Source organism: Streptomyces sp. NPDC001770 (genome assembly GCF_053596135.1).
Genome location: NZ_JBSFFN010000003.1, coordinates 264958 through 291606, shown reverse-complemented (window position 1 = coordinate 291606; position 26649 = coordinate 264958). Strand labels below are relative to the sequence as shown.

At 71.8% G+C, this 26649-nt stretch carries 29 protein-coding genes; 13 read left to right on the top strand and 16 right to left on the bottom strand.

Annotated features, from left to right (window positions below; translation table 11 throughout):
* Positions 1-9 precede the first annotated feature (9 nt).
* Positions 10-660 carry a response regulator transcription factor gene (locus ACWCSV_RS04975; protein ID WP_451138580.1) on the bottom strand — a complete coding sequence of 217 codons (651 nt, stop codon included), beginning with the start codon at positions 658-660 and terminating at the stop codon, positions 10-12.
* Positions 661-664: 4 nt separating this feature from the next.
* Positions 665-1834: a sensor histidine kinase gene (locus ACWCSV_RS04970; RefSeq protein ID WP_451138578.1), complete on the bottom strand. Its 1170-nt coding sequence runs from the start codon at positions 1832-1834 to the stop codon at positions 665-667.
* 108 nt (positions 1835-1942) lie between these two features.
* Here ACWCSV_RS04970 and ACWCSV_RS04965 point away from each other — a divergent pair, with 108 nt between their 5' ends.
* Both ACWCSV_RS04965 and ACWCSV_RS04960 read left to right on the top strand, forming a co-directional pair.
* Positions 1943-2875 carry an ABC transporter ATP-binding protein gene (locus ACWCSV_RS04965; protein WP_451138576.1) on the top strand — a complete coding sequence of 311 codons (933 nt, stop codon included), beginning with the start codon at positions 1943-1945 and terminating at the stop codon, positions 2873-2875.
* Between the two features lie 2 nt (positions 2876-2877).
* Positions 2878-3621, top strand: a complete 744-nt coding sequence (locus tag ACWCSV_RS04960) for an ABC transporter permease (RefSeq protein WP_451138574.1) — start codon at positions 2878-2880, stop codon at positions 3619-3621.
* Between the two features lie 95 nt (positions 3622-3716).
* Here the strand turns inward: ACWCSV_RS04960 and mug are convergent, their stop codons facing one another.
* The 6 genes from mug to ACWCSV_RS04930 form a co-directional block, all read right to left on the bottom strand.
* On the bottom strand, positions 3717-4319 hold the full coding sequence (gene mug / locus ACWCSV_RS04955) for a G/U mismatch-specific DNA glycosylase (RefSeq protein WP_451138572.1): 603 nt from the start codon (positions 4317-4319) through the stop codon (positions 3717-3719).
* Positions 4320-4341: 22 nt separating this feature from the next.
* Entirely contained in the window at positions 4342-5784 is a 1443-nt protein-coding gene (purB, locus tag ACWCSV_RS04950; protein WP_451138570.1) for an adenylosuccinate lyase, read from the bottom strand.
* A gap of 186 nt (positions 5785-5970) precedes the next feature.
* The gene (locus ACWCSV_RS04945; RefSeq protein WP_451138568.1) at positions 5971-6819 is read right to left on the bottom strand and encodes an SGNH/GDSL hydrolase family protein; all 849 of its coding nucleotides are present in this window, start codon (positions 6817-6819) and stop codon (positions 5971-5973) included.
* Between the two features lie 244 nt (positions 6820-7063).
* Positions 7064-8083: a hemolysin family protein gene (locus ACWCSV_RS04940; protein WP_451138566.1), complete on the bottom strand. Its 1020-nt coding sequence runs from the start codon at positions 8081-8083 to the stop codon at positions 7064-7066.
* On the bottom strand, positions 8080-9420 hold the full coding sequence (locus tag ACWCSV_RS04935; RefSeq protein WP_451138564.1) for a hemolysin family protein: 1341 nt from the start codon (positions 9418-9420) through the stop codon (positions 8080-8082). The genes ACWCSV_RS04940 and ACWCSV_RS04935 overlap by 4 nt, the downstream gene beginning before the upstream one ends.
* A gap of 416 nt (positions 9421-9836) precedes the next feature.
* Positions 9837-10262, bottom strand: coding sequence for a GNAT family N-acetyltransferase (locus ACWCSV_RS04930; RefSeq protein WP_451138663.1), 426 nt, complete (start codon positions 10260-10262; stop codon positions 9837-9839).
* Between the two features lie 145 nt (positions 10263-10407).
* Between ACWCSV_RS04930 and ACWCSV_RS04925 the strand changes: the two genes are divergently transcribed.
* The 3 genes from ACWCSV_RS04925 (at position 10408) to ACWCSV_RS04915 (ending at position 12390) form a co-directional block, all read left to right on the top strand.
* Positions 10408-10626, top strand: coding sequence for an antitoxin (locus ACWCSV_RS04925; RefSeq protein ID WP_451138562.1), 219 nt, complete (start codon positions 10408-10410; stop codon positions 10624-10626).
* Between the two features lie 599 nt (positions 10627-11225).
* Positions 11226-11816, top strand: coding sequence for a TetR/AcrR family transcriptional regulator (locus ACWCSV_RS04920; protein ID WP_451138560.1), 591 nt, complete (start codon positions 11226-11228; stop codon positions 11814-11816).
* Positions 11817-11976: 160 nt separating this feature from the next.
* Entirely contained in the window at positions 11977-12390 is a 414-nt protein-coding gene (locus tag ACWCSV_RS04915; protein WP_451138558.1) for a fic family toxin-antitoxin system, toxin component, read from the top strand.
* Positions 12391-12523: 133 nt separating this feature from the next.
* On the opposite strand, the gene bioD is transcribed toward ACWCSV_RS04915, so the two are convergent.
* From bioD to bioB, 3 genes are all read right to left on the bottom strand, one after another.
* Positions 12524-13210 (bottom strand): dethiobiotin synthase, encoded by a 687-nt coding sequence (gene bioD / locus ACWCSV_RS04910; RefSeq protein ID WP_451138556.1) that lies wholly within the window; start codon positions 13208-13210, stop codon positions 12524-12526.
* A gap of 2 nt (positions 13211-13212) precedes the next feature.
* Positions 13213-14520, bottom strand: a complete 1308-nt coding sequence (locus tag ACWCSV_RS04905; protein ID WP_451138661.1) for an adenosylmethionine--8-amino-7-oxononanoate transaminase — start codon at positions 14518-14520, stop codon at positions 13213-13215.
* 91 nt (positions 14521-14611) lie between these two features.
* Positions 14612-15847: a biotin synthase BioB gene (bioB, locus tag ACWCSV_RS04900; RefSeq protein WP_451138554.1), complete on the bottom strand. Its 1236-nt coding sequence runs from the start codon at positions 15845-15847 to the stop codon at positions 14612-14614.
* 144 nt (positions 15848-15991) lie between these two features.
* On the opposite strand from bioB, the gene ACWCSV_RS04895 reads away from it, so the two are divergent.
* Positions 15992-17140 carry an 8-amino-7-oxononanoate synthase gene (locus tag ACWCSV_RS04895; protein ID WP_451138552.1) on the top strand — a complete coding sequence of 383 codons (1149 nt, stop codon included), beginning with the start codon at positions 15992-15994 and terminating at the stop codon, positions 17138-17140.
* 87 nt (positions 17141-17227) lie between these two features.
* Here ACWCSV_RS04895 and ACWCSV_RS04890 read toward each other — a convergent pair whose 3' ends face one another.
* Entirely contained in the window at positions 17228-17446 is a 219-nt protein-coding gene (locus tag ACWCSV_RS04890; protein WP_451138550.1) for a DUF397 domain-containing protein, read from the bottom strand.
* Between the two features lie 66 nt (positions 17447-17512).
* Complete coding sequence (locus ACWCSV_RS04885) at positions 17513-18376, bottom strand: helix-turn-helix domain-containing protein (RefSeq protein WP_451138548.1); 864 nt, start codon at positions 18374-18376, stop codon at positions 17513-17515.
* Between the two features lie 226 nt (positions 18377-18602).
* Here ACWCSV_RS04885 and ACWCSV_RS04880 point away from each other — a divergent pair, with 226 nt between their 5' ends.
* Positions 18603-19034, top strand: coding sequence for an ATP-binding protein (locus ACWCSV_RS04880; protein ID WP_451138546.1), 432 nt, complete (start codon positions 18603-18605; stop codon positions 19032-19034).
* Between the two features lie 104 nt (positions 19035-19138).
* Here the strand turns inward: ACWCSV_RS04880 and ACWCSV_RS04875 are convergent, their stop codons facing one another.
* The 3 genes from ACWCSV_RS04875 to ACWCSV_RS04865 all read right to left on the bottom strand — a co-directional run bounded on the left by ACWCSV_RS04875 (position 19139) and on the right by ACWCSV_RS04865 (position 21562).
* Complete coding sequence (locus ACWCSV_RS04875) at positions 19139-19609, bottom strand: C40 family peptidase (protein WP_451138544.1); 471 nt, start codon at positions 19607-19609, stop codon at positions 19139-19141.
* 598 nt (positions 19610-20207) lie between these two features.
* The gene (locus tag ACWCSV_RS04870; protein ID WP_451138542.1) at positions 20208-21152 is read right to left on the bottom strand and encodes a hypothetical protein; all 945 of its coding nucleotides are present in this window, start codon (positions 21150-21152) and stop codon (positions 20208-20210) included.
* Positions 21153-21253: 101 nt separating this feature from the next.
* Positions 21254-21562 carry a hypothetical protein gene (locus ACWCSV_RS04865; RefSeq protein WP_451138540.1) on the bottom strand — a complete coding sequence of 103 codons (309 nt, stop codon included), beginning with the start codon at positions 21560-21562 and terminating at the stop codon, positions 21254-21256.
* A 504-nt stretch (positions 21563-22066) separates the two neighbouring features.
* Here ACWCSV_RS04865 and ACWCSV_RS04860 point away from each other — a divergent pair.
* From ACWCSV_RS04860 to ACWCSV_RS04835, 6 genes are read left to right on the top strand one after another with little or no spacing between them, the layout of a single operon-like run.
* Positions 22067-22369, top strand: a complete 303-nt coding sequence (locus tag ACWCSV_RS04860; RefSeq protein ID WP_451138538.1) for an urease subunit gamma — start codon at positions 22067-22069, stop codon at positions 22367-22369.
* A gap of 9 nt (positions 22370-22378) precedes the next feature.
* Complete coding sequence (locus ACWCSV_RS04855) at positions 22379-22690, top strand: urease subunit beta (RefSeq protein ID WP_327174424.1); 312 nt, start codon at positions 22379-22381, stop codon at positions 22688-22690.
* Positions 22683-24404, top strand: coding sequence for an urease subunit alpha (locus tag ACWCSV_RS04850; protein WP_451138535.1), 1722 nt, complete (start codon positions 22683-22685; stop codon positions 24402-24404). The genes ACWCSV_RS04855 and ACWCSV_RS04850 overlap by 8 nt, the downstream gene beginning before the upstream one ends.
* Before the next feature lie 13 nt (positions 24405-24417).
* Complete coding sequence (locus tag ACWCSV_RS04845) at positions 24418-25080, top strand: urease accessory protein UreF (RefSeq protein ID WP_451138533.1); 663 nt, start codon at positions 24418-24420, stop codon at positions 25078-25080.
* Positions 25081-25131: 51 nt separating this feature from the next.
* The gene (ureG, locus tag ACWCSV_RS04840; protein WP_451138531.1) at positions 25132-25809 is read left to right on the top strand and encodes an urease accessory protein UreG; all 678 of its coding nucleotides are present in this window, start codon (positions 25132-25134) and stop codon (positions 25807-25809) included.
* Positions 25806-26576 (top strand): urease accessory protein UreD, encoded by a 771-nt coding sequence (locus ACWCSV_RS04835; RefSeq protein WP_451138529.1) that lies wholly within the window; start codon positions 25806-25808, stop codon positions 26574-26576. The genes ureG and ACWCSV_RS04835 overlap by 4 nt, the downstream gene beginning before the upstream one ends.
* Positions 26577-26649: the final 73 nt, after the last annotated feature.

Below are 26649 nucleotides of genomic sequence, written 5' to 3'. Positions count from 1 at the left end.
CTTCCTTCCTCAACCGGGTACCACGAAGCCCGACTCGTACGCCGTGATCACGGCCTGAGTCCGGTCCCTGGCCCCGAGCTTGGTCAGCAACGCACTGACATGGGTTTTGACCGTTTCGGTGCCCACCATCAGCTTGACCGCGATCTCCGCGTTCGACAGACCCCGGCACATCAACCGGAGCACTCCTTCCTCCCGATCGGTGAGGGACGCCCGCTCCACCACCGCGCGGGCCTTGTTGGTCCCGTACTCGGAGGCCAGCCGGCGCACGGCCGCGGGAAACAGCAGCGACTCTCCTTCCGCCACCAGCCGGACGGCATTCACGATCTCCATCGGCCGGGCACGCTTGAGGAGGAAGCCGTCCGCACCGGCGCGCAGCGCCTCGTACACGTACTCGTCATTCTCGAACGTGGTGACCACCAGGATCTTCGGAGGTTCTGGCAGGGAGCGGAGCAGCAGCCGGGTCGCCTCTATGCCGTCCATCAAGGGCATCCGAACGTCCATGGCGACCACGTCCGGACGCAGCTGCCGCACCAGAGGAAGCACGGACGCACCGTCCGCCGCCTCCCCGGCCACCACGATGTCCGGCTGTGATTCCAGCACCGCCCGCAGGCCCGTGCGTACGAGTGGCTCGTCGTCGACGAGGAGGACCTTCACCGCCATGGGATCACCCTATGTGCCTGAGTGGGAGGGCGACGTGGACCCTCCACTCGCCTTCGCGCGGTCCGGCTTTCGCAACTCCGCCCAGCAGCTTCGCCCGTTCTCGCATCCCTTGCAGTCCATGGCCCGCGGCCGAGCGGCGGACGGGCCCCGCCAGAGGATTCCGCACATCGAGTTCCAGGCAGTCCTTCTCGACGCCGATACGCACACGGACGGGGACCCGGCCGGCGTGACGCAACGCGTTGGTGAGCGACTCCTGAAGAATGCGGTACCCCTCCCTGGACAGGGAGTCGGGCAGGCGGTCGATACGCCCGACCACCTCTGCGTCCACGGCCACCCCGGATCCTCGTGCGGAGGCGAGCAGTTGCTCGACAGCGAGCAGCGTCGGCCGTCGGTCGGCAGAGGCTCCGGGCTCGCGCAGCACCCGGAGCACCCGTTCCAGATCGTCGAGCGCCGCGCGCCCCGTTTCCTCGATCGCCACGAGCGCGCGCCGGGTGAACTCCGGGTCGTCAGCCGTGCGTGCGGCACCCGCCTGCACCACGGAAACCGTGAGTGCGTGGCCGATGGAGTCGTGGAGTTCGCGTGCGATGCGGTTGCGCTCCAGGAGCTGCTCCGTGAGTTCCTCCAGTGCTGCCATGCGTTCGGTCCTCGACGGTCCCAGCAGACGGCGGGCAGCTGCCGTGGTGAGGCGTCCGCAGAGAACCACGAGGGCCAGCAGAAGGAGAAGAGGAAGAGGCGCGAGCACCGCGTACCAGGGGTGGGGTTCGACCAGTTGGAATATGCCGTTGCCGATGTCGCCGCCAGCCGCGGCACGGACCAGGTCGATCGCCGTGAAGGGCAGCCAGACCGTGGCCGAGCCCACCACGATGGAGAACAGGAGGCGTAGTTCGAGCCAGAGCACGGTCCGCCATTTCTCACCCCAGGTCGTGGCGGGCGCGAGGGAAATGGTCGCGTCGGTCCGACCACGCTCGCCGGGGGTGAGCAGGAGCTGCGCCTGGGCCCCTTCGCCCACACGCATCACCGGGAGGAGCCCCACGGGCACCGCGAGCAGGGCGAGCTGCCACGGGACGCCCGGCTCGACGAACAGCCACACGCTTATGACAGCCATGGGGACGACGAGGTGGATCCAACGGCTGTAGGTCACCGGCTCGGCCAGCGGGGCAAGGAAACGGCGCATGTGGGCCATGGTGGCAGCGCCCGTCCGACCGTACCTCCCCCGTACGGGGGAGAGGATTCCCACGGTCGGGGGAGGACGCCGTCGCGTCGCCCCAGCCAGGCTGAGTGCATGACCAGCATCGATGTACATCAGCTCACGAAGGAGTACGGAGCCACCCGCGCGGTGGACCGGCTCACCTTCAGTGCGGAGGCCGGCCGCGTCACCGGCTTCCTCGGACCCAACGGCGCCGGGAAGTCCACCACGATGCGGCTGATCCTCGGCCTCGACCGCCCGTCAGGTGGCACGGCGACCGTGGGCGGAAGGGCCTACGCCACGCTCGACAACCCGCTGCGCGTGGTCGGTTCACTGCTCGAAACCGGAGCCGCGCACGGATCGCGCACCGCACGCGACCATGTGCTCGCCCTCGCGGTGAGCAACGGCATCCCGCGGCGAAGAGCCGACGCCGTCCTGGAGGAAGCGGGCCTCGCCACGGTCGCCGCGCGACGGATCAGGACGTTCTCACTCGGTATGCGCCAACGGCTGGGCATAGCCGCCGCACTGCTCGGGGACCCCGCCGTGGTGCTGCTGGACGAGCCGTCCAACGGGCTCGACCCCGAGGGGATCATCTGGATACGCGAACTGATGAGACGGCTTGCCCGGGAAGGCCGCACGGTCCTGGTGTCCAGCCACTTGATGAGCGAGACCGCCGCCTTCGCCGACCATCTCATCATTCTCGGCGGTGGCAGGCTCCTCGCCGACATGCCGACGGACGGTTTCCTCGCGTCGCGCAGCCGCCCCAGGGTACGGCTGCGCGAGGCCGAGGGAGGACGACTCCGCGACCTCCTGGTCCGCAGGGGATACGACGCCAGGGATGCCGGTGACGGGGCGTTCTGGATCGAGGGGGCCCGTGCCAGTGAAGCCGGGGCGCTGGCGGCGGCCCAGCACATCCCCCTCCTGGAGCTCGTGGAAGAGCGCGCCACTCTGGAAGAGGCCTACCTCGATCTCACCTCGGGCGCCGCCGCGTTCGCCGCTGTACCCCCCGACTCAAGCAAGGAGGCATGATCATGCCGCAGACAGCGGTCGCGGTTCTTCACTCGGAATGGATCAAGACCAGATCCGTACGCGCCGTCCACGGCTCTCTGACGGCGGTGTTCGCGGTCACGGTGGCCATCTCCGTGCTCTTCACCGCCACCGTCGGACAGAGCGAGGCGAATGATCTCGATGCCCAACCGCTGTTCAACGCCTTCTACGCGCTGAACTTCGGTCAGATTGCTGCCATTGGCTTCGGTGCGGTCGCGCTCTCCTCCGAGTTCGCCGGTGGAGCCCTGCGGGTATCCCTGGCGGCGGTGCCGCGCCGTGGCCTCTTCTACGCATCGAAGATGGCCGTCGTCGGTGCGGCAGCACTGATCGTGGGAGAGGCAACCGGCCTCGTGAGCTTTCTGCTGGGGCAGCTGTTCATGGGGGAGTCCGCCATCGGCCTGGGGGATCCCGGTGCGCTGCGAGCCGTGCTGGGCAGTGGCGTCTACCTCGCGCTCATGGCCCTCTTCGCGGCAGGCCTCACGGCGCTGCTCCGAAGCGCTGTCGCCGTGATGAGCATCCTCATACCGTTCATCCTGATCGTCTCGTTCGTCGTGGGGGACGTCTCCGCCGGAGTGGCGGACTTCCTTCCGGACCGGGCGGGCCAGGCGATCCTGCACGAGACCCCGACGGGCAGCCTCGGCCCCTGGAGCGGGCTGGCGGTGACCGCCGCCTGGACCGCCGCCGCGCTGCTCGCCGGCTGGTGGGCGATACGCACCCGGGACGTCTGACCCGATCCGGGCTGCCGAGTCCTCGGGCGGCGTGCCCACCCGATCCGTCGCGAAGCTCCCTGGTGTGGACGGCAGCCATGCGTGACGGCGAGGCCTCAGTCGCCGCTCCGCACGGCACCTTCTCCCACAGCACCTTCTCCCACGGCACTTTCTTCCGCGGCAGCTTTTTCCACGGACGCGCGGAGACGGGCGTACTCCTCGGCCATCGAGCCGGCGGTCCAATGGGCGTTGAGCCCACTGGGGTTGGGGAGAGCCCAGACGCGGGCACCACCGATGGTCCGTTCCTGCGGGCCGATTTGGGCTCGGCGCTCCCCGAAGGCCGTGCGATAGGCCGTCACTCCGACGACCGCCAGCCACTGGGGCCGCAGGCGGCCGACTTTATCCTCCAGGATCCGTCCACCCGCGCGGTATTCCTCGGCGGTCAGCTCGTCAGCCCGTGCGGTGGCCCGCGCGACGACATTGGTGATGCCGAGGCCGTAGGAAGGGAGCTTCGCCTGTTCCGCCGGAGCCAACCTGCGGGGAGTGAAGCCGGAGAGATGGAGCACCGGCCAGAAGCGGTTGCCGGGGTGCGCGAAGTGGTGGCCGGTCGCCGCGGTCATGAGGCTGGGATTGATGCCGCAGAACAGCACACGCAAACCGCCCGCGACCACATCGGGGACGATGCGGCCTCGGGCGGCGGCCAGCTCTTCGGGCGTCACGGGAGAAGAGAGGATCAGCCGGTCAGAGAATCGACCCGGGGGCGTACCCGGCGGCTACGGGGTGCTCCTTGACGATGGCCTCGATCCGGTTGACCACGGTGGTGACCTGATCACCGGCGGCCCCCGTGAACGACAGCTTGTCCGCCATCAGGGCATCCAGCTGCCCGCGGTCCAGCGGGATGCGCTCGTCCGCGGCGAGCTTGTCCAGGAGCTCGTTGCGCTCCGCGCCCTGCTCCCGCATCGCGAGGGCCGAGGCCACCGCGTTCTCCTTGATCGCCTCGTGCGCGACCTCGCGGCCGACGCCGGCCCGCACCGCACCCATCAGGACCTTCGTGGTCGCCAGGAACGGCAGGTAACGGTCGAGTTCACGCGCCACGACGGCAGGGAAGGCACCGAACTCGTCCAGGACCGTCAGGAAGGTCTCGAGCAGACCGTCGAAGGCGAAGAAGGCGTCCGGCAGTGCCACGCGGCGCACCACCGAGCAGGAGACGTCGCCTTCGTTCCACTGGTCGCCGGCCAGCTCACCGGTCATCGACGCATAGCCGCGCAGGATGACCATGAGGCCGTTGACCCGCTCGCAGGACCGGGTGTTCATCTTGTGCGGCATCGCGGAGGAGCCGACCTGGCCGGGCTTGAAGCCCTCCGTCACCAGCTCGTGCCCGGCCATGAGGCGGATCGTCTTGGAGACGGAGGAAGGAGCGGCGGCCAGCTGGACGAGGGCGGTCACCACGTCGTAGTCGAGCGAGCGCGGGTAGACCTGGCCGACCGAGGTGAAGGCGTTGGCGAAGCCCAGGTGGCCCGCGATGCGCTGTTCCAGGTCGGCGAGCTTGGCGGTGTCGCCGCCCAGAAGGTCCAGCATGTCCTGCGCGGTACCGACCGGGCCCTTGATGCCGCGGAGCGGGTAGCGAGCGAGCAGCTCCTCCAGGCGCCCGTAGGCGACGAGCAGTTCGTCGGCGCCGGTCGCGAAGCGCTTGCCGAGCGTGGTGGCCTGGGCGGCCACGTTGTGGGACCGGCCCGCCATGACGAGCTCGCGGTACTCACCGGCGAGCTTGCCGAGCCGCGCCAGCACCGCCACGGTGCGGTCGCGCATGAGTTCCAGCGAGAGGCGGATCTGGAGCTGCTCCACGTTCTCGGTGAGGTCACGGGAGGTCATGCCCTTGTGAACCTGCTCGTGCCCGGCGAGGGCGTTGAACTCCTCGATGCGGGCCTTCACGTCGTGGCGGGTGACCTTCTCCCGCTCGGCGATGGAGGCGAGGTCGACCTGATCGAGAACACGCTCGTAGTCGGCGAGCGCCGCGTCGGGTACCTCGATCCCGAGGTCCTTCTGAGCACGCAGCACCGCCAGCCACAGCTGACGCTCCAGCTTCACCTTCTGCTCGGGGGACCAGAGAACGGCCAGCTCCGTGGAGGCGTAGCGGCCGGCAAGGACATTGGGGATGCGAGGCTTCGCAGACACAGCAGTCACGTAAAGAGATTGTACTGGCGGTTTGTGCAGGCCAGCGCCCGGGACCGCTTTGTGGCTTGCTACGAGACCGGGGTCACCATCCGTGTCCGTGAGCGCGGGTGGGTGCCCGTCCTCCGGACGGTGCCACGCGGGGCCGGAGCCGCGGCCCCGCGCCGGGTCCCGGGGCCGGCCCACGCGAGATCATGCCTATGCGTCCCTCGGTTCGTCGTCCCGGAGCCAGGAGGTCACCGGACCCGGATCGGCGGGATTCGCCGGGGTGATCCAGAAGGCCTGCCCCGAGGCCGCGTCGAGCTGGGCGCCGTGGCGGCCGTCGCCCGAGGACCGGCCGGTGAGCCGGCGCCCGATCCACGGGGCCAGATGCTGTTTGGCGAATCGGACGTCCTCGATCCGGCGGGTGCCCCAGCGAACGGGCACCGCCGCGTCCATGGGGGTCCGCCAGTCACTCTCGGCGGGCAGCCCCAGCGTCTGCCAGACCGCCTCGGCGACCCTCCGGTGCCCCTCGGCGGTCAGGTGGAGCCGGTCGATGTCCCACAGCCGGGGGTCGCCCAGCGACGGAGCCCCGTACAGGTCGGCGACCACCGCGCCGTGCCGGCGGGCCAGATCGTCCACCAGCGCGAACAACTCCTCCATGCGCGGGCGGAAGCGGTCCATCACCGGACCGTTCCGTCCCGGGCTCCGCATCAGCACGAGCGTCTTGCACGACGGTGCGAGGCGCTCCACCGCCTCTTCGAGGCGTCCCCGCACCATGCCCATGTCGCACTTGGGGCGGAGGGTGTCGTTGAGGCCGCCGACGAGGGTCACCACGTCCGCCTGCAGTGCGGCGGCCGGGTCCACCTGCTCGTCGACGATCTGGCCGATGAGCTTGCCCCGGACGGCCAGGTTCGCGTACCGGAACCCGGGGGAGCGAGCCGCCAGCCGGGAGGCGAGGACATCGGCCCAGCCCCGGTAAGTGCCGTCCGGCAGAAGGTCCGACATGCCCTCGGTGAACGAGTCACCGATCGCGACGAAACTGGTGTACGAGGCATTCATATTCATGGCGCCGAGATCGTATCGCGGAGACGGGCCGGACAGAGCGGCTCTCCCCGGCTCTCCCCGCTGTCCCCATCGCCGCGACAGCCCCGGCCTCCGCAGCCTCCGGACTCGACGGCCCCCGCGTCCGCAGCCCCCGCCGTTCCCGCCGCCCCGCCGCCTCCACGCGGCTCGGGCGCCTTCCGCCGGTCCCACGGCCGCAGTCCCGCAGCCCCCGCCGCGCTTCCGCCGACGCGTCCGACGCCTCCCGTCAGCCGGACCGCGGCCGTCCGACGAGCTCCCGCAGCACGTCCTCCATCGTGACCGTGCCGACCAGCCGATCGTCCTCGTCCAGCACCGCCGCCAGGTGCGTACGGCTGCGCCGCAGCGCGGTCAGTACGTCGTCGAGCGGGGCGGCCGCCCGCACCCGGGCGATGGGACGCATCGCCGAGACCGGGAACGGCACGTCGCGCGGGGTGGCGTCGAGGGCGTCCTTGACGTGGAGGTAGCCGAGTATCCGCTGCTCGCCGTTCATCACGGGGAAGCGCGAGTATCCGGATTCGGCCGAGAGCCGCTCCAGCTCCTCGGGCGTCGTGCCCACCCGCGTGCAGACCATCTGTGCGATCGGCATGGCCACGTCCCGCACGGGACGGCTGCCCAGCTCCAGGGCGTGCCGCAGCCGCTCGGCCGACCGGTCGTCCACCAGCCCCGCGTCCCCGGAGTCCCTCACCAGCAACGCCAGCTGGTCGTCCGAGAAGGTCGCGGAGACCTCGCTCCGCGTCTCCACCCGCAGCAGCTTCAGCAACAGGTTGGCGAAGGCGTTGATCGCGAAGATCACCGGGCGCAGCCCCCTGGCCAGCGCCACCAGCGGCGGCCCGAGCAGCAGCGCTCCCTTTGCCGGGTCGGCCAGCGCGACGTTCTTGGGGACCATCTCGCCGAGCAGCATGTGGAGGTAGGTCGCCACGGTCAGCGCGATGACGAACGACAGCGGATGCACCAGGCCGTGCGGTACCCCGACCGCGTCGAACACGGGCTCCAGCAGGTGGGCGATGGCCGGTTCGGCGACGATGCCCAGCACCAGGGTGCAGAGGGTGATGCCGAGCTGGGCCGCCGCCAGCAGCGCCGAGACGTGCTCCAGGCCCCACAGCACGCTGCGGGCCTTCCGGTCGCCTGCTTCGGCCGCCGGTTCGATCTGGCTCCGGCGCACCGAGATGAGCGCGAACTCCGCCCCCACGAAGAACGCGTTCACGACCAGCGTCAGCAGGCCGATGAAGAGCTGGAGAACGGTCATCGGGCATCCTCCGTCAGGGGGTCCTCACCGGGGAGCGGTGCGTGCAGCAGGGCGCGTGCCGCGCGGCGCCCGGAGGCGTCCACCACGTCGATCCGCCACCCGGCCAGTTCCACGCTGTCCCCTTCCCGGGGGATGCGCCCGACCTCGTTGGCGACGAGCCCGGCGAGGGTTTCGTACGGGCCGTCCGGAGCGCGCAGACCGATGGTGCGGAGCTGGTCGGTACGCGCGGCGCCGTCGGCCGACCAGAGGGTGCGCCCGTCGGCGTCCTCCCCGGCGGGCGCCAGATCGGGTGTCTCGTGCGGGTCGTGTTCGTCGCGCACCTCGCCGACGACCTCCTCGACGATGTCCTCCAGGGTCACCACACCGGCCGTGCCGCCGTACTCGTCGATCACGACAGCCATGGCGAGCTTGCGGCCGGAGAGCCGGTCGAGCAGCTTGTCGACGCTGAGGGTCTCGGGTACGAGAAGGGGCTCCCGCAGCAGGTCGGAGACGCTCTTGCGGGGCCGCTGGTCCGCCGGCACCGCGAGGACGTCCTTGATGTGCGCGACGCCCACCACGCTGTCCAGGCTGCCGCGGTAGACGGGGAAACGGGACAGCCCGGTCGCCCGGGTCGCGTTCGCGACGTCCTCGGCGGTCGCCTGCATGTCCAGCGCGGTGACCTGGACCCGGGGCGTCATGACGTTCTCCGCGGTGAGCTCGGCCAGGCTGAGGGTGCGGACGAACAGTTCGGCGGTGTCCGCCTCCAGCGCCCCCTCCTTCGCGGAGTGTCGTGCCAGGGCCGCCAGTTCCTGCGGGCTCCGGGCGGAGGCCAGCTCCTCGGCCGGTTCCAGGCCGAAGCGGCGCAGGATGCGGTTGGCGGTGTTGTTCAGATGGCTGATGAAGGGGCGGAAGACGGCGGTGAAGACCCGTTGCGGCGTGGCGACGGCCTTGGCGACCTTCAGTGGCGAGGAGATCGCCCAGTTCTTCGGGACGAGCTCACCCACCACCATCAGGACCACCGTGGACAGCGCGGTACCGATGACCAGTGCCACCGAGCGCGACAGGCTGGGGGAGAGCCCGATGGCGACCAGCGGCCCCCGGATGAGTTTGGCGATGGACGACTCGGAGAGCATGCCGACCACCAGGTTGGTGACGGTGATGCCGAGCTGCGCCCCGGAGAGCTGGAAGGTGAGGCTGCGGACGGCCTTGAGAGCGCCGGCCGCGCCTCGCTCGCCCCGCTCGACGGCTCGTTCGAGGTCGCCGCGCTCCACGGTGGTCAGGGAGAACTCGGCGGCGACGAAGGCGCCGCATGCGATCGAGAGCAGCACGGCCACGAGCAGCAGAAGCACTTCGGTCATCGGTTCACCTCCGTCCCATGATCGGGCAGTGGGTGGAGGATCGCGCGATGTCCGCGAATCCGGCGGGTTCGGCTACTGGGAGGCTCGCCCATGGGCGGACGCTCACACCTTTCTCGGCAGGGGCAGGATGTACCGATCGGCGTACTGATCACCGTACGGAAATACCGGCGCTGGTATGGGGCTCTGCGCCGGTCTCCGTACTGGTCAATGTGCCCGTCGGACAGAGATACATCGTAAAGGATCGGCAAAGTGATCGGCCCGGCCCGCCGATGCGCCTGCATCCGCCCCGACCCCGCGCGCTCGCCGACGCGCCTGCATCCCCCGCCCCCTGCCTGCCCGCCCGCGCTGCCTGCCCGTGCTGCCCTGTCCCCGGATCGGCCGTGGGCGGGGGCGCGCGGCGGGCCAGGGCCGGACCGTCAGCGGGACAGCTGCTTCACCCACCGGCTCCAACGGGACTCGCGCTCATACCCCGCCGCGCGCCAGGCGTGGTGGGCGCGCTCGTTGGCGTCGAGGACCATCGCGTCCCCGCGCCGCCCGCCGAGGCGTACGAACCGCTCCTCCGCGGCTGACAGCAGGGCGGTGGCCACCCCGCGTCGACGCTGGTCCGGGTGGACGGCGAGCCGGTAGAGGTGGCACCGCCATCCGTCGAACCCGGCGATCACCGTCCCCACGAGCCGGCCGTCCCGTTCCGCCAGGACGAGGCACTCGGGGTCCCGCGCCACGAGTCGCTCGATCCCGTCCCGGTCGTCGCTGATGCTCGTCCCCTCGGCCGCCTCCTTCCAGAAGGCGAGGATCTCGTCCAGATCGTCGGGGTCGGCGGTGCGTATCGAAAGGTCGCTCATCGGAAGATCGCTCACGCCCGCATCCCACCACCGGGAGCAGCGGGAGTCGAGCGGATTTCAACGCTCCGCCCTCGGGCCCGGCCCCGGGGCGGGCGCCCGACCGGTCCCCTTGCCCGGGCGGTCCGGGCGACGCTAGCTTGAGTAGATGCCCAGAACGCAGCTGAACGTCCGAGCGAACCAGGCCGCCGTCGCAGCCGAGGCCGCCCGGCGGAGGAGGGCGACGATGACCCGTTCCCTGGACGAGCGCACGGAATCCGACACGCAGGACGCGGGCCGTGCCTTCGTCGAAGCAGCCGCCGACTTCATGCAGCGGTACGAGTCGGTCTTCGCCGAGGAGTTCGGCACCGAGCACGTCGCGCGCTGAGCATGTCGCGCACCGGGTGCGACCCGTAGCCTCCAGTCCGCCCAGTCCGCCCAGTCCGCCCTTCGCTCCTGCGGCGCCGTCCCCTGCCCCGGGCGAGATCCGCGCGCCGTCGGCTCCTGCCCGCCCGTGCGGGGCGCCAGGCGCTGCAGTCGGCGGTGGTCGGCCCGGTGTCGTACCCGGGCCGATGATGGGTGTCCTCCTTCGGACGGCCGATGCCGAGCACCGGCTGCTGTATGCCGCTTCCCGTGGGGAGGCCGCCCGGAGCCACTTCCCCTGGTTGCCGATGTCGATGTCGGTGGCATCTGGCCGCCGGGCACCGGCGCCGCGGGCCGAGGCCGGAGACGTGACGGGTGTTCCTCGCCGATGTGGCACCGCATCGGGCGCCGATCGTTGCGTGCGCTCCGTCCGAAGGCGTTCGAAGGCGTTCGAAGAGGCCCAAGACGCCCGAGCGGGAGGCGGGCAGGAGGCGACAGGCGACAGCGCGAGGGCGGCCTGGTCGGCCACATTCCGGTCTGCCATCATGGGCAAAACGGAACCTCGCTCCGCGATGACATGGAACGCCGTTCCGATTCGCGGGCGGTCGCGGAAGGAGTGTCGCGGTGGGCGACGGCAGTCGGGACACGGGGACCGTGACCGGATCCAAGCGCAAGGATGTCCGGCGCAACCAGCAGGCCCTGCTGGACGCGGCGGCGGCGGCCTTCGTCGAGGCGGGCGTGGACGCGCCGGTACGGGACATCGCGGCCAGGGCCGGTGTCGGGGTGGGTACGGTCTACCGCCACTTCCCCACCCGGGCAGACCTGGTCATCGCCGTCTACCGTCACCAGGTCGACGCCTGCGCCGAAGCCGGGCCGGAGCTGCTGGCGGCCGGCCCGACGCCCCGCGCGGCCCTGGGGCTGTGGGTCGACCTCTTCGTGGACTTCCTGGTCACCAAGCACGGCCTGGCAGCCGCGATGCAGGGGGACAGGGCCGGTCACGAGTCACTGCACGGCTACTTCCTGGAGCGACTCCTGCCGGTCTGCACCGAACTCCTCGACGCCGCAGTCGCATCCGGAGAGATTCGCGCCGACCTCGACGCGTACCACCTCATGCGCGGCATCGGGAACCTCTGCATCGGCTCCGACAGTGACCCCCGCTACGACGCGCGCCGGCTGGTCGCCCTTCTCGTCGCGGGGTTGCGCCGGCCGTCCTGACCCGAGTTCGCGGACGGAGGGGAAGCCGGAGAGGCGGCCAGAGGCAACCACTTGCGGGGGGTTCGCTCCGTGCCCGGGGCTGAGGAATACTGGCTCCGGAACCGACGGGTTCCCCGCGCGCGGACCGAGCGCCTCCCCCTTCCCGAGACGGTCTTTCTGCATGGAACACGACGAGTCACCCGAATCACCGCCACCCGGCCCCGAGAGCCTGCGCATCGACCTCTCCTGGCTGCTCATGGTGGCCGAGCACCGGACGCCGGGCGATCCGCACGTCGCCGACTGGGGCGCCCTCGTCGCCGCCGTCAGCCGGCACGAGGCGGAGATCTTCGGCAGCCCGGTCTACGCCAGCCCCCACGCCCGGGCGGCATCCCTACTCCAACTTCTTCTGCATGTACCGGCGTTGGAGCATTCCAACGCGATGTTCGCCTCGGCCGTGGCCTACGGCTACCTGGTCGCCTCCGGGCTCCGCGTCCAGACGTCCCCCGACCGCGTGCGCGACCTGGCCCGGCTGGTGAAGGAGGGCAAGGCCGGGGTACGCGACATCGCCGAGGAGCTGCACGAGTGGTGCGGGTGAGCCGCCATGCCGGGCCTCCGGGGCGGCCGGTGGCCGCAGCCGCCCCGCCTCCACCGAACACCCTGCCGGGCGCCCCACCGGGCGCCCCCACCGGACACCCCCACCGGGCGGCCCCCGCGCACCGGGCCCGGACTCACCTCGCCCCGCGCACCCCGCCCAGCTCCGGCGCGAGCCAACTCGCCGCCCGGGCACGGAAGTCGGCGGGAGGCAGGGAACCCGCGCCGGCCGGCAGCACACCCAGGAGCGGGGCGCCCGCCGCGACCGGGAGGTCCTCCACGTTGCACCGGGTGGCCAGATCCGGTTCGGTGGGCATGCTGCCGATCACCACACCCGGGCAGGTGAGGCCCCGGGCCCGCAGTGCCTCCGCCGTCAGCGCGGTGGAGTTGAGCGTGCCGAGCCCGGCCGCCGCCACCAGCAGCACCGGTGCTTCCAGCAGCCGGGCCGCGTCCGCCAGCGTGGCCCCCGCGTCGTCGTACCGTACGAGCAGCCCGCCCGCCCCCTCGACCAGAACCAGATCGTGCTCCGTCGCGAGCTTCTGCGCGGCGTCGGCGATTTCGTGCGGGCGTACGGGGGCGATTCCGCAGCGGCGGGCGGCGGTCGCGGGAGCCAACGGCTCGGGATAGCGGGCCAGTTCGACCACCGTCACCTCGCCACCGGCCAGCCTCGCCACCTCGGCCGCGTCACCGTGCTCCCCCGGGGCGACCCCCGTCTGCGCGGGTTTGAGCACCGCGACACGGCCGGCCGAAACCGCCGCCACGGCCGCAGTCACGATCGTCTTGCCGATCTCGGTGCCCGTACCGGACACCACCAGAATGGTCATGGTCACCCTTCCCGCGCCGCAGCGCACACGGCGCGGCAGATCCGCGCCACGTCCTCGTCGTCCGTCACGTACGGCGGCATCGTGTACACGAGGTCCCGGAACGGCCGCAGCCATACGCCCTCACGCACCGCCGCGCGGGTCGCGGCCTCCATGTCCACCTCGTGATCGAGCTGTACGACACCGATCGCGCCCAGCACCCGCACGTCCGCGACCCCCGGCAGCCCGGCGGCCCCGGCCAGACCGGTCCGCAGCCCCGCGCCGATCCGGGCGACCTCGCCCTGCCAGTCCTGGCCGAGCAGCAGGTCCACGGAGGCGCAGGCGACCGCCGCGGCGAGCGGGTTGCCCATGAAGGTCGGGCCGTGCGCCAGTACGGGAACCTCGCCGCGCGAAATGCCCTCGGCCACCCCGGTCGTGCAGAGGGTCGCCGCCATCGTGAGGTAGCCACCGGTCAGCGCCTTGCCGACGCACATCACGTCCGGGGAGATCCCGGCGTGCTCCGCGGCGAACAGCCGGCCCGTGCGGCCGAATCCGGTCGCGATCTCGTCGAGGACGAGCAGCACGTCGTGCGCGTCGCAAGCCTCTCTGAGCACGCGCAGATAGCCGGGGGAGTGGAACCGCATCCCCCCGGCCCCCTGGACGACGGGCTCCACGATCACCGCGGCCAGCTCATGGGCGTGGCGGGCGATCAGCTCGCGCAGATGCTGCGCGTAGTCCACGTCCACCTCCGCGTCGAAGCCGTCCGGCGGGGCGTCCGCGAAGATCTGCCGGGGGAGCACACCCGACCAGAGCTCGTGCATCCCGCCCTCGGGATCGCACACCGACATCGGCTGCCAGGTGTCCCCGTGATAACCGCCGCGCCAGGTCAGAAGCCGCTGCTTGGCGGGCCGGCCCGCCGAACGCCAGTACTGGAGGCACATCTTCACCGCCACTTCGACGGAGACCGAGCCCGAGTCGGCGAGGAAGACGTGCTGGAGGGGGGCCGGGGTGATCTCCACCAGCCGGGCGGCCAGCCGGACGGCGGGTTCATGGGTGAGACCGCCGAACATCACATGGCTCATCCGCTCCAGTTGTCCCCGCGCCGCCTCGTTGAGGACCGGGTGGCTGTAGCCGTGCACCGCCGACCACCAGGAGGACATTCCGTCCACCAGCTCCCGCTGCCCGTCGACCGGTTCAGCCAGCCGCAGCCGGACACCGGAAGCCGACTCCACGATCAACGGCTCCTGCCGGCCGGGCATGGGCCCGTACGGATGCCAGACGTGGGCCCGGTCGAGCGACCGCAGCCGGCCGGGCGTCAGGGCGGGGGCGGGCAGCGACGCCCGCACCGGGGACGGGACGGCGGCGGAAGCGGACCGGCCGCCGGGGACCGGCCCGGAGGAGCGGGCCGGCCCCGTGACGTACGCCTCAGGCATTGGGGGCGAGATCCGTCCCCGCACCCCGCCGGCGCACGGCCACCAGGTCCGTACGCGCCGCGGCGGCGGAGACGGAACGTGTACCCGACGCCTCCGCGGGGGCGTCCGAGGGCGCCTCCCCGGTCGCGGCCGGCCCGCCGCACGGGGCGCAACCGCCGCCCGCAGCCGCTCCGCCGCCGCAGCCGTCGGAGTCCGCGTGTCCCCCGCAGCCCACGCCGGCCGTGGCCCGGTGGCCGGGCAGCGTCGTGGTGTCAGCGCCCTCCACCTCGAACCCCGCGTCGGCGATCATGTCGAGATCCGCCTGGCCCGCCTGCCCCTCACTGGTCAGATAGTCACCCAGGAAGATCGAGTTGACCAGATGCAGCGCGAGCGGCTGCATCGACCGCAGGTGCACCTCACGGCCACCGGCGAGCCGCACCTCCACGTCGGGGCAGACGAACCGCACCATCGCGAGAATCCGCAGACACCGCTGGGGCGTCAGGTTCCACTCCTTGGCGAGCGGCGTGCCCTCGAACGGGATCAGGAAGTTCACCGGCACGGAATCAGGGTCGAGCCGGCGGAGGGCGAAGACCACGTCGATCAGGTCCTCGTCGCTCTCGCCCATGCCCGCGATCAGCCCGGAGCAGGCGGAAAGGCCCGCCCCCTGGGCGTGCCGCACGGTCTCCACCCGGTCGGCATAGGTGTGGGTGGTGGTGATGTCGCCGTAGGTGGCCTCGGAGGTGTTGAGGTTGTGGTTGTACGCGTCCGCACCCGCCGAACGCAGCTTCTCGGCCTGTCCGTCGGAGAGGAGGCCGAGACAGGCGCACACCTCGACGCCCTCGTTCTCGTCCTTGATCGCCTCGATGGTCCGGGAGACCCGCTCCACGTCCCGGTCGGTCGGGCCCCGGCCGCTCGCCACCAGGCAGACCCGCTTGGCGCCCCCGGCCACTCCGGCAGCCGCAGCCCGGGACGCCTCGTCGGGCTTCAGCCAGGAGTACTTGAGGATGCCCGCCTCGGAGCCGAGCCGCTGCGAGCAGTACGAGCAGTCCTCCGGGCACAGGCCCGACTTGAGGTTGACCAGGTAGTTGAGTTTCACCCGGCGCCCGAACCACTGACGGCGCACTCTGCCCGCGGCGGCCACCACGTCGAGCAGTTCCTCGTCGGAGGTCGCCAGTACGGCGAGCGCCTCTTCACGGGTCGGCAGTTCGCGCCGCAACCCCTTGTCCACCAGCGTGCTCAACAGGTCCATGGCGTCGATCCTGACGCACACCACGGCCATCGGCCAAGGAGGAACCCGACAGGAGAGAGAGGGAGCATGTGTGTGTAGTGCCACACCCTGACCGGCTGCGCCCCCGGCTACCCTCTGTGAGCTGCCTACAAAAGGGACCCCTCGATGGCCTTCGCCCCGTTCGACTGGACCGAGGAGGAGTCCGGCCGCCGCGCCGCCGCCGGACTCGTCCGCACGCTGCGCCCGCGACCTGCCGAAACCGACGTACTGGACCTCGCGAGCAACGACTACCTCGGGCTCACCCGGCACCCCGAGGTGACCGGGGCGGCGGCCGGAGCGGCGCGGAAGTGGGGTGCGGGCGCCACGGGTTCACGCCTGGTCACCGGCTCCACCGCCCTCCACGCGGAACTCGAACGCGAACTCGCCGACTTCTGCGGCTTCGAGGCCGCCCTGGTGTTCTCCTCCGGCTACGCGGCGAACCTCGCCGCGCTCACCGCCCTCTCCCGGGCCGACGGCCTCATCGTGTCGGACGCGGCCAACCATGCCTCGATCGTGGACGGTTGCCGATTGGCACGCGCGAGGACCGAGGTGGTGGCGCACGCCGACGCCGAGGCGGTCCGCAAGGCCCTGGAGTCCCACTCCGGGCCGGCCCTCGTGGTCTCCGACTCGGTCTTCTCCGTCGACGGCGACGCCGCCCCGCTCACCGACCTCGCCGCCGTCTGCCGGAGCGCGGGCGCCGGGCTGGTCGTCGACGACGCGCACGGTCTCGGGGTGCTCGGAGCGGGCGGCCGCGGCGCCCCGGCCGCCTGCGGGCTGGCGGGGGACGAGGGGCTGGTGGCCACGCTCACCCTCTCCAAGTCCCTGGGCAGCCAGGGAGGCGCGATCCTCGGACCCGCACCGGTGATCCGTCATCTCGTCAACACGGCGCGCACGTTCATCTTCGACACGGGGCTCGCACCCGCCTCCGCCGGCGCCGCGCTCGCGAGCCTCGCGGTACTCCGGAGGGAGCCGGACCGCGCCGCCCGGGCGCGCGAGGTCGCCACCCGGATGTACGAACGGCTGACCGCGGCGGGGCTGAGCGCGGCCCGCCCGGACGCCGCGGTGGTCTCCGTGCGGGCACCCTCTCCCGAGTCGGCGGTCCGCTGGGCGGCGGACTGCCGGGAGGCCGGCATCGCGGTGGGGTGCTTCCGCCCGCCGTCGGTCCCGGACGGCGTCTCGCGCCTGCGGCTCACCGCCAGGGCCGACCTGACGGACGACCGGGTCGACACCGCCCTGGACGCGATCGTCCGTACGGCTCCGAGGGGCAACGCCTGACCGGAGAGCGGAGGCCCGCCCAGGTCACCGCAGCCGGTACGCCCCCGGGCCCGCGCGCTCGCTCCGGGCTCCCGGTCACCGGTGAGCTCAGCCCGGGATCCCGCCCGCACCGGGTTCCTGGAGGCCGCACACGAACGCCCTCCAGGCAGGCGCGGAGAAGGACAGATGGGCCCGGTCCACGTCCTTGGAGTCGCGTACGGAGAGCAGGGCCGGCCCATGCGCCGCCGTCTCCACACAGTTGTTCATACCGGTACTGCGGCTGCTGCGGCGCCACGGGGAGGCGGGCGGTGCCGGGCGGTCGGGCATGGTGCTCCTTCGGATCGGTGGACGCTTCCGGGCCCGTCCGGCGGTCCGGCGGGCCCGGGGTTCTCGTCACGGCCGCCTTTCGCGGCCGATCGCCGTGATGAGATCCCTGGACCGCTCGGGCGAGAGCGCGCGTTCCCGCATGGTGCGGAAAGCGGAACCGTACGCCTCCAGATCCTCTTTCCGCTCCAGATAGTGACTACGCGTCAAGTGGTCGAGAACGACCACATCCAGGGCCGAAGTCGTCGGAAAAGAGAAGATGACGAACGGGCCGGTCAGTCCGACGTACCCTCCGACGCTGAACGGGACCAACTGGATGTCCACGTGCGGGAGTTCCGACATGTGCGCGAGATGGTCGAGCTGGTCGCGCATCACGCGCCGCCCGCCCACCTCGCGCCGCAGCACCGCCTCGTCGAGAACGGCGGTGAGCCGCAGCGGGGCCTCGCACCGCAGCACCGACTGCCGGGCGAGCCGCACCTCGACCAAGGCGTCCAGATGACCCCCAGGTATGCCGTCCAGCGCGGACTCGGTGACCGACCGCGCGTAGTCGGCGGTCTGGAGCAACCCGGGGACCACCGAGGTCTCCAGCGTCCTCGCGGTCTCGGCCTGCGCCTCCAGGGCGATGAAGTCGCGGTACTGCGGCGGGATGATGCCCCGGTACGCGTGCCACCAGCCCGTGTCGCGGCCGTCCGCCGACCCGGCCAGCGCCGAGAGCAGGGTACGCAGTTCGGGATCGACGACGGCGTACGCGTCGAGCAGGCGGCCGACATCGGCCGGGGACACGCCGCTCGCGCCCGTCTCGATCCTGCTCACCTTCGACTGGTGCCAGCCGAGCAGCGATGCCGCCTGTTGGCTGGTGAGTCCAGAAGAGTGGCGCAGACTCCGCAGCTCTTCCCCGAGTTTGCGACGGCGCACGACGGGGCCGTTGCCCATTCCGGTCTCCTTCCGCCGGGCGGCACGGCCGACCGCTCCGTCGGCCGACCTGGAAGCAAGTGTGCCGAATGTTCGAGCTGCGGTGAGCCGGAGTTCACCGCATTGAGCGATAGATATATGCATATCTCGGCAGATCGTGTCTCTGCAGGGCCCTGCGGTGGCACTCTGGCGCCAGGCACAATCCGGGCCGATAGGGGTCGGCCGGGCGGAAAGGGACGGCGTCGCCATGGCGGATCATCAGGAAGCACATGTCACCCTGCCGAGCGATCCGGTGTCGGTGTCCGCGGCCCGCAGACACGTGGCCCGCGTACTCGCGGAGTGGGGCATGCACGACGACACGGAGGACGCCGGGACGATCCTGCTGATCGTCTCGGAGCTCGCGACCAACGCGGTCCTGCACACACTGGGCCAGTCGCCTGCGTTCACGGTGCGGCTGGTGCTCGACCGTGACGAGGAACTGCGGCTGGAGGTGACGGACAGCCACCCCCGCTGGCCCAGAAGGCTCCCCCCGGCCGTGCAGCGGGACAACGGGCGGGGCCTGGCGATCATCCGGATCCTCGCCGGGGAGTGCGGCGGACGGTTCGGCGTCACCCCGACCGAGGACGGCGGCAAGACCGTGTGGGTCGTCCTGCCCTGGTCCGTACCGGTGCGGAGCTGACGTCGCGCCCGGCCCGGGCGGGGCGACCGTGCGACCCGGCGGGGCCGTCGCGTGTCGTCGCGTCCGGGCCGGGCGCCGTACGCCTGCGGTACGGGCCCGGGGCGTCAGCGCACTCGTCCGTACCAGACCCGCTTCGTCCAGATCCGCTCCAGCCTTACCACGGCGCCGGTCTTCGGGGAGTGCCAGATCTTGCCGTTTCCGGCGTAGATGCCCACGTGGTAGACGCTGCGACCGCTGTGGAAGAAGACCAGGTCGCCCCTCCTGCGCTGCGAGGAAGCGATGTGGCGCGTTTTGTTGTACTGCTGCTGCGCCGTACGGGGCAGCTTCTTGCCGACCCGCTTGAACGAGTAGAGCGTCAGCCCGGAGCAGTCGAACCGCCGGGGGCCGGTGGCGCCCCACTGGTAGGGGGCGCCCTTCTTGGACGCGGCGACCCGGAGCGCCTTCGTCGACTGGGCGGCGGCCTCGGCGTCGGACACCAGGCCGGGGGCCAGCATGGTCGAGCTGAGGGCCAGAGTGAGGACCGAGGCCGTACCGGCCCGGGTGAGCAGAGACGGGACATGAACCTGCGCAGTCATGCGCAACCCTTCGTCAGCCGCCTGTGAAAGATGACCTGTCGGGTTCGGGCTGGCGAAGTCGCCCGGCCGCGCGTCGCGGCTTCACCCCGAGGGACGGCCGGTTGCCCGGTCGACCCGTTGTGCTCGGGTCCTCCACTCCTGCCGATCCACTCCTGTCGACCCGTCATCCGCGCGGCGGCAGGACTCGGCGTCCGCGCGGACCGCCCCGTCAGGGTGGCGGGGGCTTGTCGTCCCACGGATCTTGACCCAGGCCGCGCGGGATTTTCCAGGTGGCAGAGGAAGTGACTACGGTCGGCCGACGTTGCGCCGGGAGAGTGGGGGAGCGTCCCGCGCGGCCGGGGGCGTGCACTCAGGGAGGCTTCACCGAGGCTGCGGGGTGCGGCACTTGGGGAATGGGGAGAACGCCGGGGAGCGCACATCGGGAGGGAGGTGCGGCGGGCCGAAACCCTGCGCCGAACGGGCGGAAAATAAGACATTCATCACGGGCGTGTCGCCGGAAACGGAGAACGGTTCCGGCCCGCCCCTTCGAGCCCGTGCGGTCGGCCCGGCCCGCACCCCGGGCGCGCCGGGCGCGTCGGACCGTACCCGGGGTGTGTTTTTACGAGTTGCCCCAGCGGATCGGGTGGCCTTCCGGGCCGGCGGTGAGCCATGACCCGTCACCGAGGGGCTGGATGTCGTAAGGGTTCGCGCCGTGGGTGTCGAATACGCCTCGGACCTCGCCGGACCGCGCGTCGACGCGGGTGTGGCGGAACCATTCCTCCATGTCCTCGGTCTCACCGACGACGGTGACTACGACGGTGTCCGGGTCCAGGTAGCCGCCGCTCCATTCCATGTAGAACTTGTCCGGATCATGCCCGAAAACGTCGACGGAGAGGGTGAACGTCACCTCGCCGTCCGGGTACGTGTGGACCGCCATGTCGCCCTGACCGTGATCGACCGTCATGAAGTGCCGTCCGTCCGGCGACAGGTCGACGAGCACCCTGTCGTCCCAGGGGTAGCGGAAGAGGTGCATCCGCTCACCGGACCTGGACGCGCGGTAGACGACCGAGCCGTCCTGCCCCTCGCCCACATCGAGGAGGATCTCGTCGCCCGCCCGGTGCACGAGCTGGATCCCGCCGTGTCCGACCGTGTCCAGATCCGCCTGCGCGAGGACCGCTCCGGTTGCGGCGTCGAGGGCGACCCACTGGTCCGAGCGGTCGCGGCCTGCCATGGCATCGGGCCGGTAGACCCAGACCGTGAGTCCGTCGGACGAGAGCGCACAGCCCGGCTGGTGCCCGTAGCGCGTGTCCGACTCCGGCGCGAACTCCGAGCGCCACACCTCGACCCCGCCGGCCGTCACGCAGACGGCCGCGTTCAGCGTCGTGTAGTAGACGCGGTCGAGGGCGGCGGGTGCGGTGTGGTCGACGACGTCGTCCCCGGCGGACGGCCGGAAGACCACCGCGGGCGACAGAGCACCCCGGGTGGCGGCAGCCAGGTCGTAGGCGCAGATGTCCCCGCCGACGAGCCGGGTGACGGGCTGGAGGGGCACGGAGGAGCGATTCATGTTCAGAACCCTAGGGACACGAGCGGGCCGGGACCGCGGTGGGCAGGGGCGGGGCGAGCGGCGCCCGTGGTGCCCCGTCGTCCCGATGCGGCGCGATGCCGTCAACTCCCGTTCTCGGGCGGTACGACGACCCGCCGCGCCCGCCGCTCCCCGTCCAGGGCCCGCAGCGCCCGGGCCAGCGTGGCCGCGTGGATCCGGTCCTCGCCGCGCTCGTGCATCAGCGCAACGGCGTCCCGCAGCGCCGCCGCGTGCGAGGCCAGCGCCTGGGCCGCCCGCAGCGCCGCGTAGGTGTCGCTGCCCCGGGCGGGGTTGATCCGGCCCACCTGGTCGAGGACGGCCAGATAGCGGTCGATGAACTCCGCCTCCGCGCGGGTCAGGGCGGGCAGTGGTGGCAACTCCGGGGGCGGCATGACGGCTTCACCTCGTGGGGCGCGGCGGGCGGGTACGTGGTGCGGTGCACGTGGTCGGACGGGCGGTGAGCGCGCGCGGCTCCGGCGTCGAGGACGAGGTCACGGCCGACGTCAGCGGCGACGCGGTCCGGCTTCCGGCGGCAGCCCTCCGCACCGGTCCGGGAAGGGCGGGCTGCTGGATTACTACCCGTGTGCTTGTCGGACCATGTGGGCGCCCAGGTGCGCCCGGGGCGCGCCCGGTGGCGGTGCGCGCCGTATACGAGGCGAGGGGCATGAGGGCGGCTCGGCGGTACCTTTCCGGGGGCGGGCGTGCCCGCCGGAGCCGTACCGCCGTACCGGACGGTGTCGGCATGTGACAGGCCCAGTTAACGCGATGGAAAAACTTCCGTCCTAACGTGCGGTGTCCGGCCTGTGCGCCCGTCCCGGCGATCGACGAACCGTCGTCGTCGATCAGGGTTCCACTCCGTCCGGAGCAGGTATTGGGCGAGACGATGAGGTGGAAGCGTGCAACTCACCCCGCACGAGCAGGAACGCCTGCTCATCCATGTGGCCGCCGACGTCGCCGAGAGGCGCCGGGCCCGCGGGCTCCGGCTGAACCACCCGGAGGCGGTCGCGCTGATCACGTCACACATCCTGGAGGGCGCGCGCGACGGGCGGACCGTCGCCGAACTCATGGCGTCCGGACGGAAGGTGCTCACCCGCGCCGACGTCATGGACGGCATCCCGGAGATGATCCACGACGTCCAGGTCGAGGCCACCTTCCCGGACGGCACCAAGCTCGTCACCGTCCACGAACCGATCGTCTGAGGGGGCTCCGTGATTCCCGGAGAGATCCTGTACGCGGACGGGCCCGTACCGATCAACGAGGGCCGCCCCGTCACCCGTATCACCGTCCTCAACGCGGCCGACCGGCCCGTCCAGGTCGGCTCCCACTATCACTTCGCCGAGGCCAATCCCGGCCTCGACTTCGACCGGGGGGCCGCCCACGGCCTGCGGCTGAACATCGCCGCCGGGACGGCCGTGCGCTTCGAGCCCGGCATTCCCATGGACGTCGAACTCGTCCCGCTCGCGGGCGCCCGCGTCGTCCCCGGCCTGCGCGGCGAAACCGGAGGTGCCCTCGATGGCTGAACTCGACCGTGCCGTCTACGCCGACCTGTTCGGCCCCACCACCGGCGACCGCATCCGGCTCGCCGACACCTCCCTGCTCGTGGAGATCGAGGAGGACCGTTCGGGCGGCCCCGGGCGGGCCGGCGACGAGGCGGTGTTCGGCGGCGGCAAGGTGATCCGGGAGTCCATGGGACAGGCCCGCACCACCCGCGCCGAGGGCGCCCCCGACACGGTCATCACCGGTGTGGTCGTCATCGACCACTGGGGGATCGTCAAGGCGGACGTCGGCATCCGCGACGGGCGCATCACCGGCATCGGCAAGGCCGGAAACCCCGACACCATGGACGGGGTCCACCCCGACCTCGTCATCGGGCCCGAGACCGAGATCATCGCGGGGAACGGCAAGATCCTTACGGCGGGCGCCATCGACGCGCACGTCCACTTCATCTCGCCGACCCTCGTCGACCAGGCGCTGTCCTCCGGGATCACCACCCTCGTCGGCGGCGGAACCGGACCGGCCGAGGGCACCAAGGCGACCACCGTCACCCCCGGCTCCTGGCACCTCGCCCGGATGTTCGAGGCGCTGGAGGGGTACCCCGTCAACATCGGGCTCCTCGGCAAGGGCAACACCATGTCCCACGAGGCCATGCGGGCCCAACTGCGCGGCGGTGCCCTCGGGTTCAAGATCCACGAGGACTGGGGGGCGACGCCCGCCGTCATCGACGCCTGCCTGCGGGTCTGCGAGGAGAGCGGCGCCCAGCTCGCCATCCACACGGACACCCTCAACGAGGCCGGTTTCGTGGCGGACACTCTCGCAGCCATCGCGGGCCGTACGATCCACGCGTACCACACCGAAGGGGCCGGCGGCGGGCACGCGCCCGACATCATCACCGTCGTCTCCGAGCCGTACGTCCTGCCGAGCTCCACCAACCCGACCCGCCCGCACACCGTCAACACCATCGAGGAACACCTCGACATGCTGATGGTCTGCCACCACCTCAACCCGGCGGTCCCCGAGGACCTCGCGTTCGCCGAGTCCCGTATCCGGCCCTCCACCATCGCCGCCGAGGACATCCTGCACGACCTCGGGGCCATCTCGATCATCTCCTCCGACTCCCAGGCCATGGGGCGGATCGGCGAGGTCGTCCTGCGCACCTGGCAGACCGCCCACGTCATGAAGGCGCGCCGGGGCGCACTTCCCGGCGACGGCGCGGCCGACAACCACCGGGTGCGTCGCTATGTCGCCAAATACACGATCAACCCGGCGGTGGCGCAAGGGCTCGACCGTGAGATCGGCTCGGTCGAGACCGGCAAACTCGCCGACCTCGTCCTCTGGGACCCGGCGTTCTTCGGGGTGAAGCCCCAACTGGTCATCAAGGGCGGCCAGATCGCGTACGCGCAGATGGGCGACGCGAACGCGTCCATCCCGACACCCCAGCCGGTCCTGCCGAGGCCGATGTTCGGCGCACTCGGCCGGGCGCCCGCCTCGAACTCCTTCAACTTCGTCTCGGCGGCGGCGATCGAGGACAGGCTGCCCGAACGCCTCGGCCTCGGCAAGCGGTTCGTGCCGATCACCAGCACCCGCGGCGTCACCAAGGCCGACATGCGGGAGAACGACGCGCTGCCCCGCGTCCAGGTCGACCCGGACAGCTTCGCCGTGACGATCGACGGGGACCTCGTCGAACCCGCACCGGCCAGGGAACTGCCCATGGCCCAGCGCTACTTCCTCTTCTGATCGGGCGGCACCCATGTCACGCGCAGCCCTGCTCGTCCTCGCCGACGGCCGGTTCCCCGCCGGAGGCCACGCCCACTCCGGCGGGGCCGAACCGGCCGTCACGGCGGGACGCGTCCGCGACGCGGGCGACCTCGCCGCCTTCTGCCGGGGCCGTCTGCACACCACCGGGCTCACCGCCGCCGCGCTCGCCGCGGCGGCGGCCCTGGGCCACGACCCGCTCGCGCTCGACGAGGCGGCGGACGCCCGTACACCCTCGCCCGCCCTGCGGGCCACCGCCCGCAAGCTCGGGCGCCAGTTGATGAGGGCGGCCAGGTCCACCTGGCCGAGCCCCGAGCTGGACGCGCTCGCGGCCGCCCGGCCGCGCGGCGCCCACCAGCCCGTCGTCCTCGGACTCACCGCGGCCTCGGCCGGGCTGACGCCCGAGGACGCCGCGCACTGCGCCGCGTACGAAGCGGTCGGCGGGTCCGCCACCGCCGTCGTCCGGCTCCTCTCGCTCGACCCCTTCGAGGCCACCGCCGTCCTCGCCCGGCTCGCCCCCGAACTCGACCGCGTCGCCGAACAGGCCACCGCGGCCGCCCGGCAGGGCATCGACGCCCTGCCCGCCGCCTCGGCCCCGCTGCTCGACATCGCCGCCGAGACCCACGCCACGTGGCCGGTCCGCCTCTTCGCCTCGTGACGCACCGGCAACCCACGCGCCCGCAACCCACGTCCTCCAAGGAGCCGCACCATGCATCTCGACCACTCGCACGACGGACCCGCCGCTGTCGGCGCGGACGCCGCACGGCCTGACGGCACGCGCCGCGCCCTGCGCATCGGACTGGGCGGACCGGTCGGTTCCGGCAAGACCGCCACCGTCGCCGCCCTCTGCCGGACCCTGCGCGACCAGTTCTCCATCGCCGTGGTCACCAACGACATCTACACCCGCGAGGACGCGGAGTTCCTGCTCCGCAACGCGGTCCTCCCGCCCGAGCGCATCCAGGCCGTCGAAACCGGCGCCTGCCCGCACACCGCCATCCGCGACGACATCTCCGCCAACCTCGAAGCGGTCGAGGACCTGGAGGACAGCGTCGGCCCGCTCGACCTCATCCTGGTCGAGTCGGGCGGCGACAACCTCACCGCCACCTTCTCCAAGGGGCTCGTCGACGCCCAGGTGTTCGTCATCGACGTGGCCGGCGGCGACGACATCCCGCGCAAGGGCGGCCCCGGCGTGACCACCGCCGACCTGCTCGTCGTCAACAAGACCGACCTCGCCCCGTACGTCGGTTCCGACCTGGACCGGATGGCCGAGGACGCCGCCGAGCGGCGCGGTGAACTGCCCGTCGTCTTCACCTCGCTGACCTCCGCCGACGGAGTCGCCCCGGTGGCCGGCTGGGTGCGGTCGCAGCTCGCCGCCTGGTCCTCGTGAGCGTCACCGCCACCGCCCGCGTCCGCGCCGTCGCGGACGGGCGGGGGGCCACCGTGCTGCCGGTGCTGGAGAGTGACGGCCCCCTCGCGCTCCGCCGGACCCGGGCCCCCGCCCCGTACGCGGGGGTCACGGTCGTCGGCGCCATGAGCGCGCCCCTCGGCGGCGACCGCCTCGCCGTCGAGGTGGAGGCCGGGGACGGGGTCCGGCTCACCGTCGGCTCCGCCGCCGCCACCGTCGCGCTCCCCGGCCCGGGCCCCGCCCACTACGACGTCCGGCTGACCGTGGGCGAGGAGGCCGAGCTGCACTGGCTCCCGGAGCAGCTGATCTCCGCCCGGGGCAGCGACCTGCGGATGGCCACCACCGTCCACCTCGCCCCCACCGCCAGGCTGGTACTCCGGGAGGAGCAGGTCCTCGGCCGCCACGGCGAACCAGCCGGCGCCCTGGCCACCCGCCTCACCGTGCGGCGCGGCGGGCGCCCGCTGCTCGACCAGGAGCTCTCCTACGGCCCCGGCGCCGCCGGGGGGTGGGACGGGCCCGCCGTTCTGGGCGGCCACCGGGCCGTCGGACAACTCCTCATCGTGAGACCGGAGTTCGAGGAGAAGCCGGTGGAGCCCCGCCTTCTCGGCCCCACCGCCGTCCTGACCCCGCTGGCCGGTCCCGCCGCACTGGTCACGGCAGTCGCCGCCGACGCGCGCCTGCTGCGCGCGGTCCTGGACAGGGCCCTGGTGCTCGTAACCGACGACTCAACAGCCCCCGCAATGAGCTGATTCAACGGCAAAACGAGCCAAGTTCGCTGAGCAGTACAGCAGTTACCGGTTATCGGTTCGGCAAAGAAAGGGC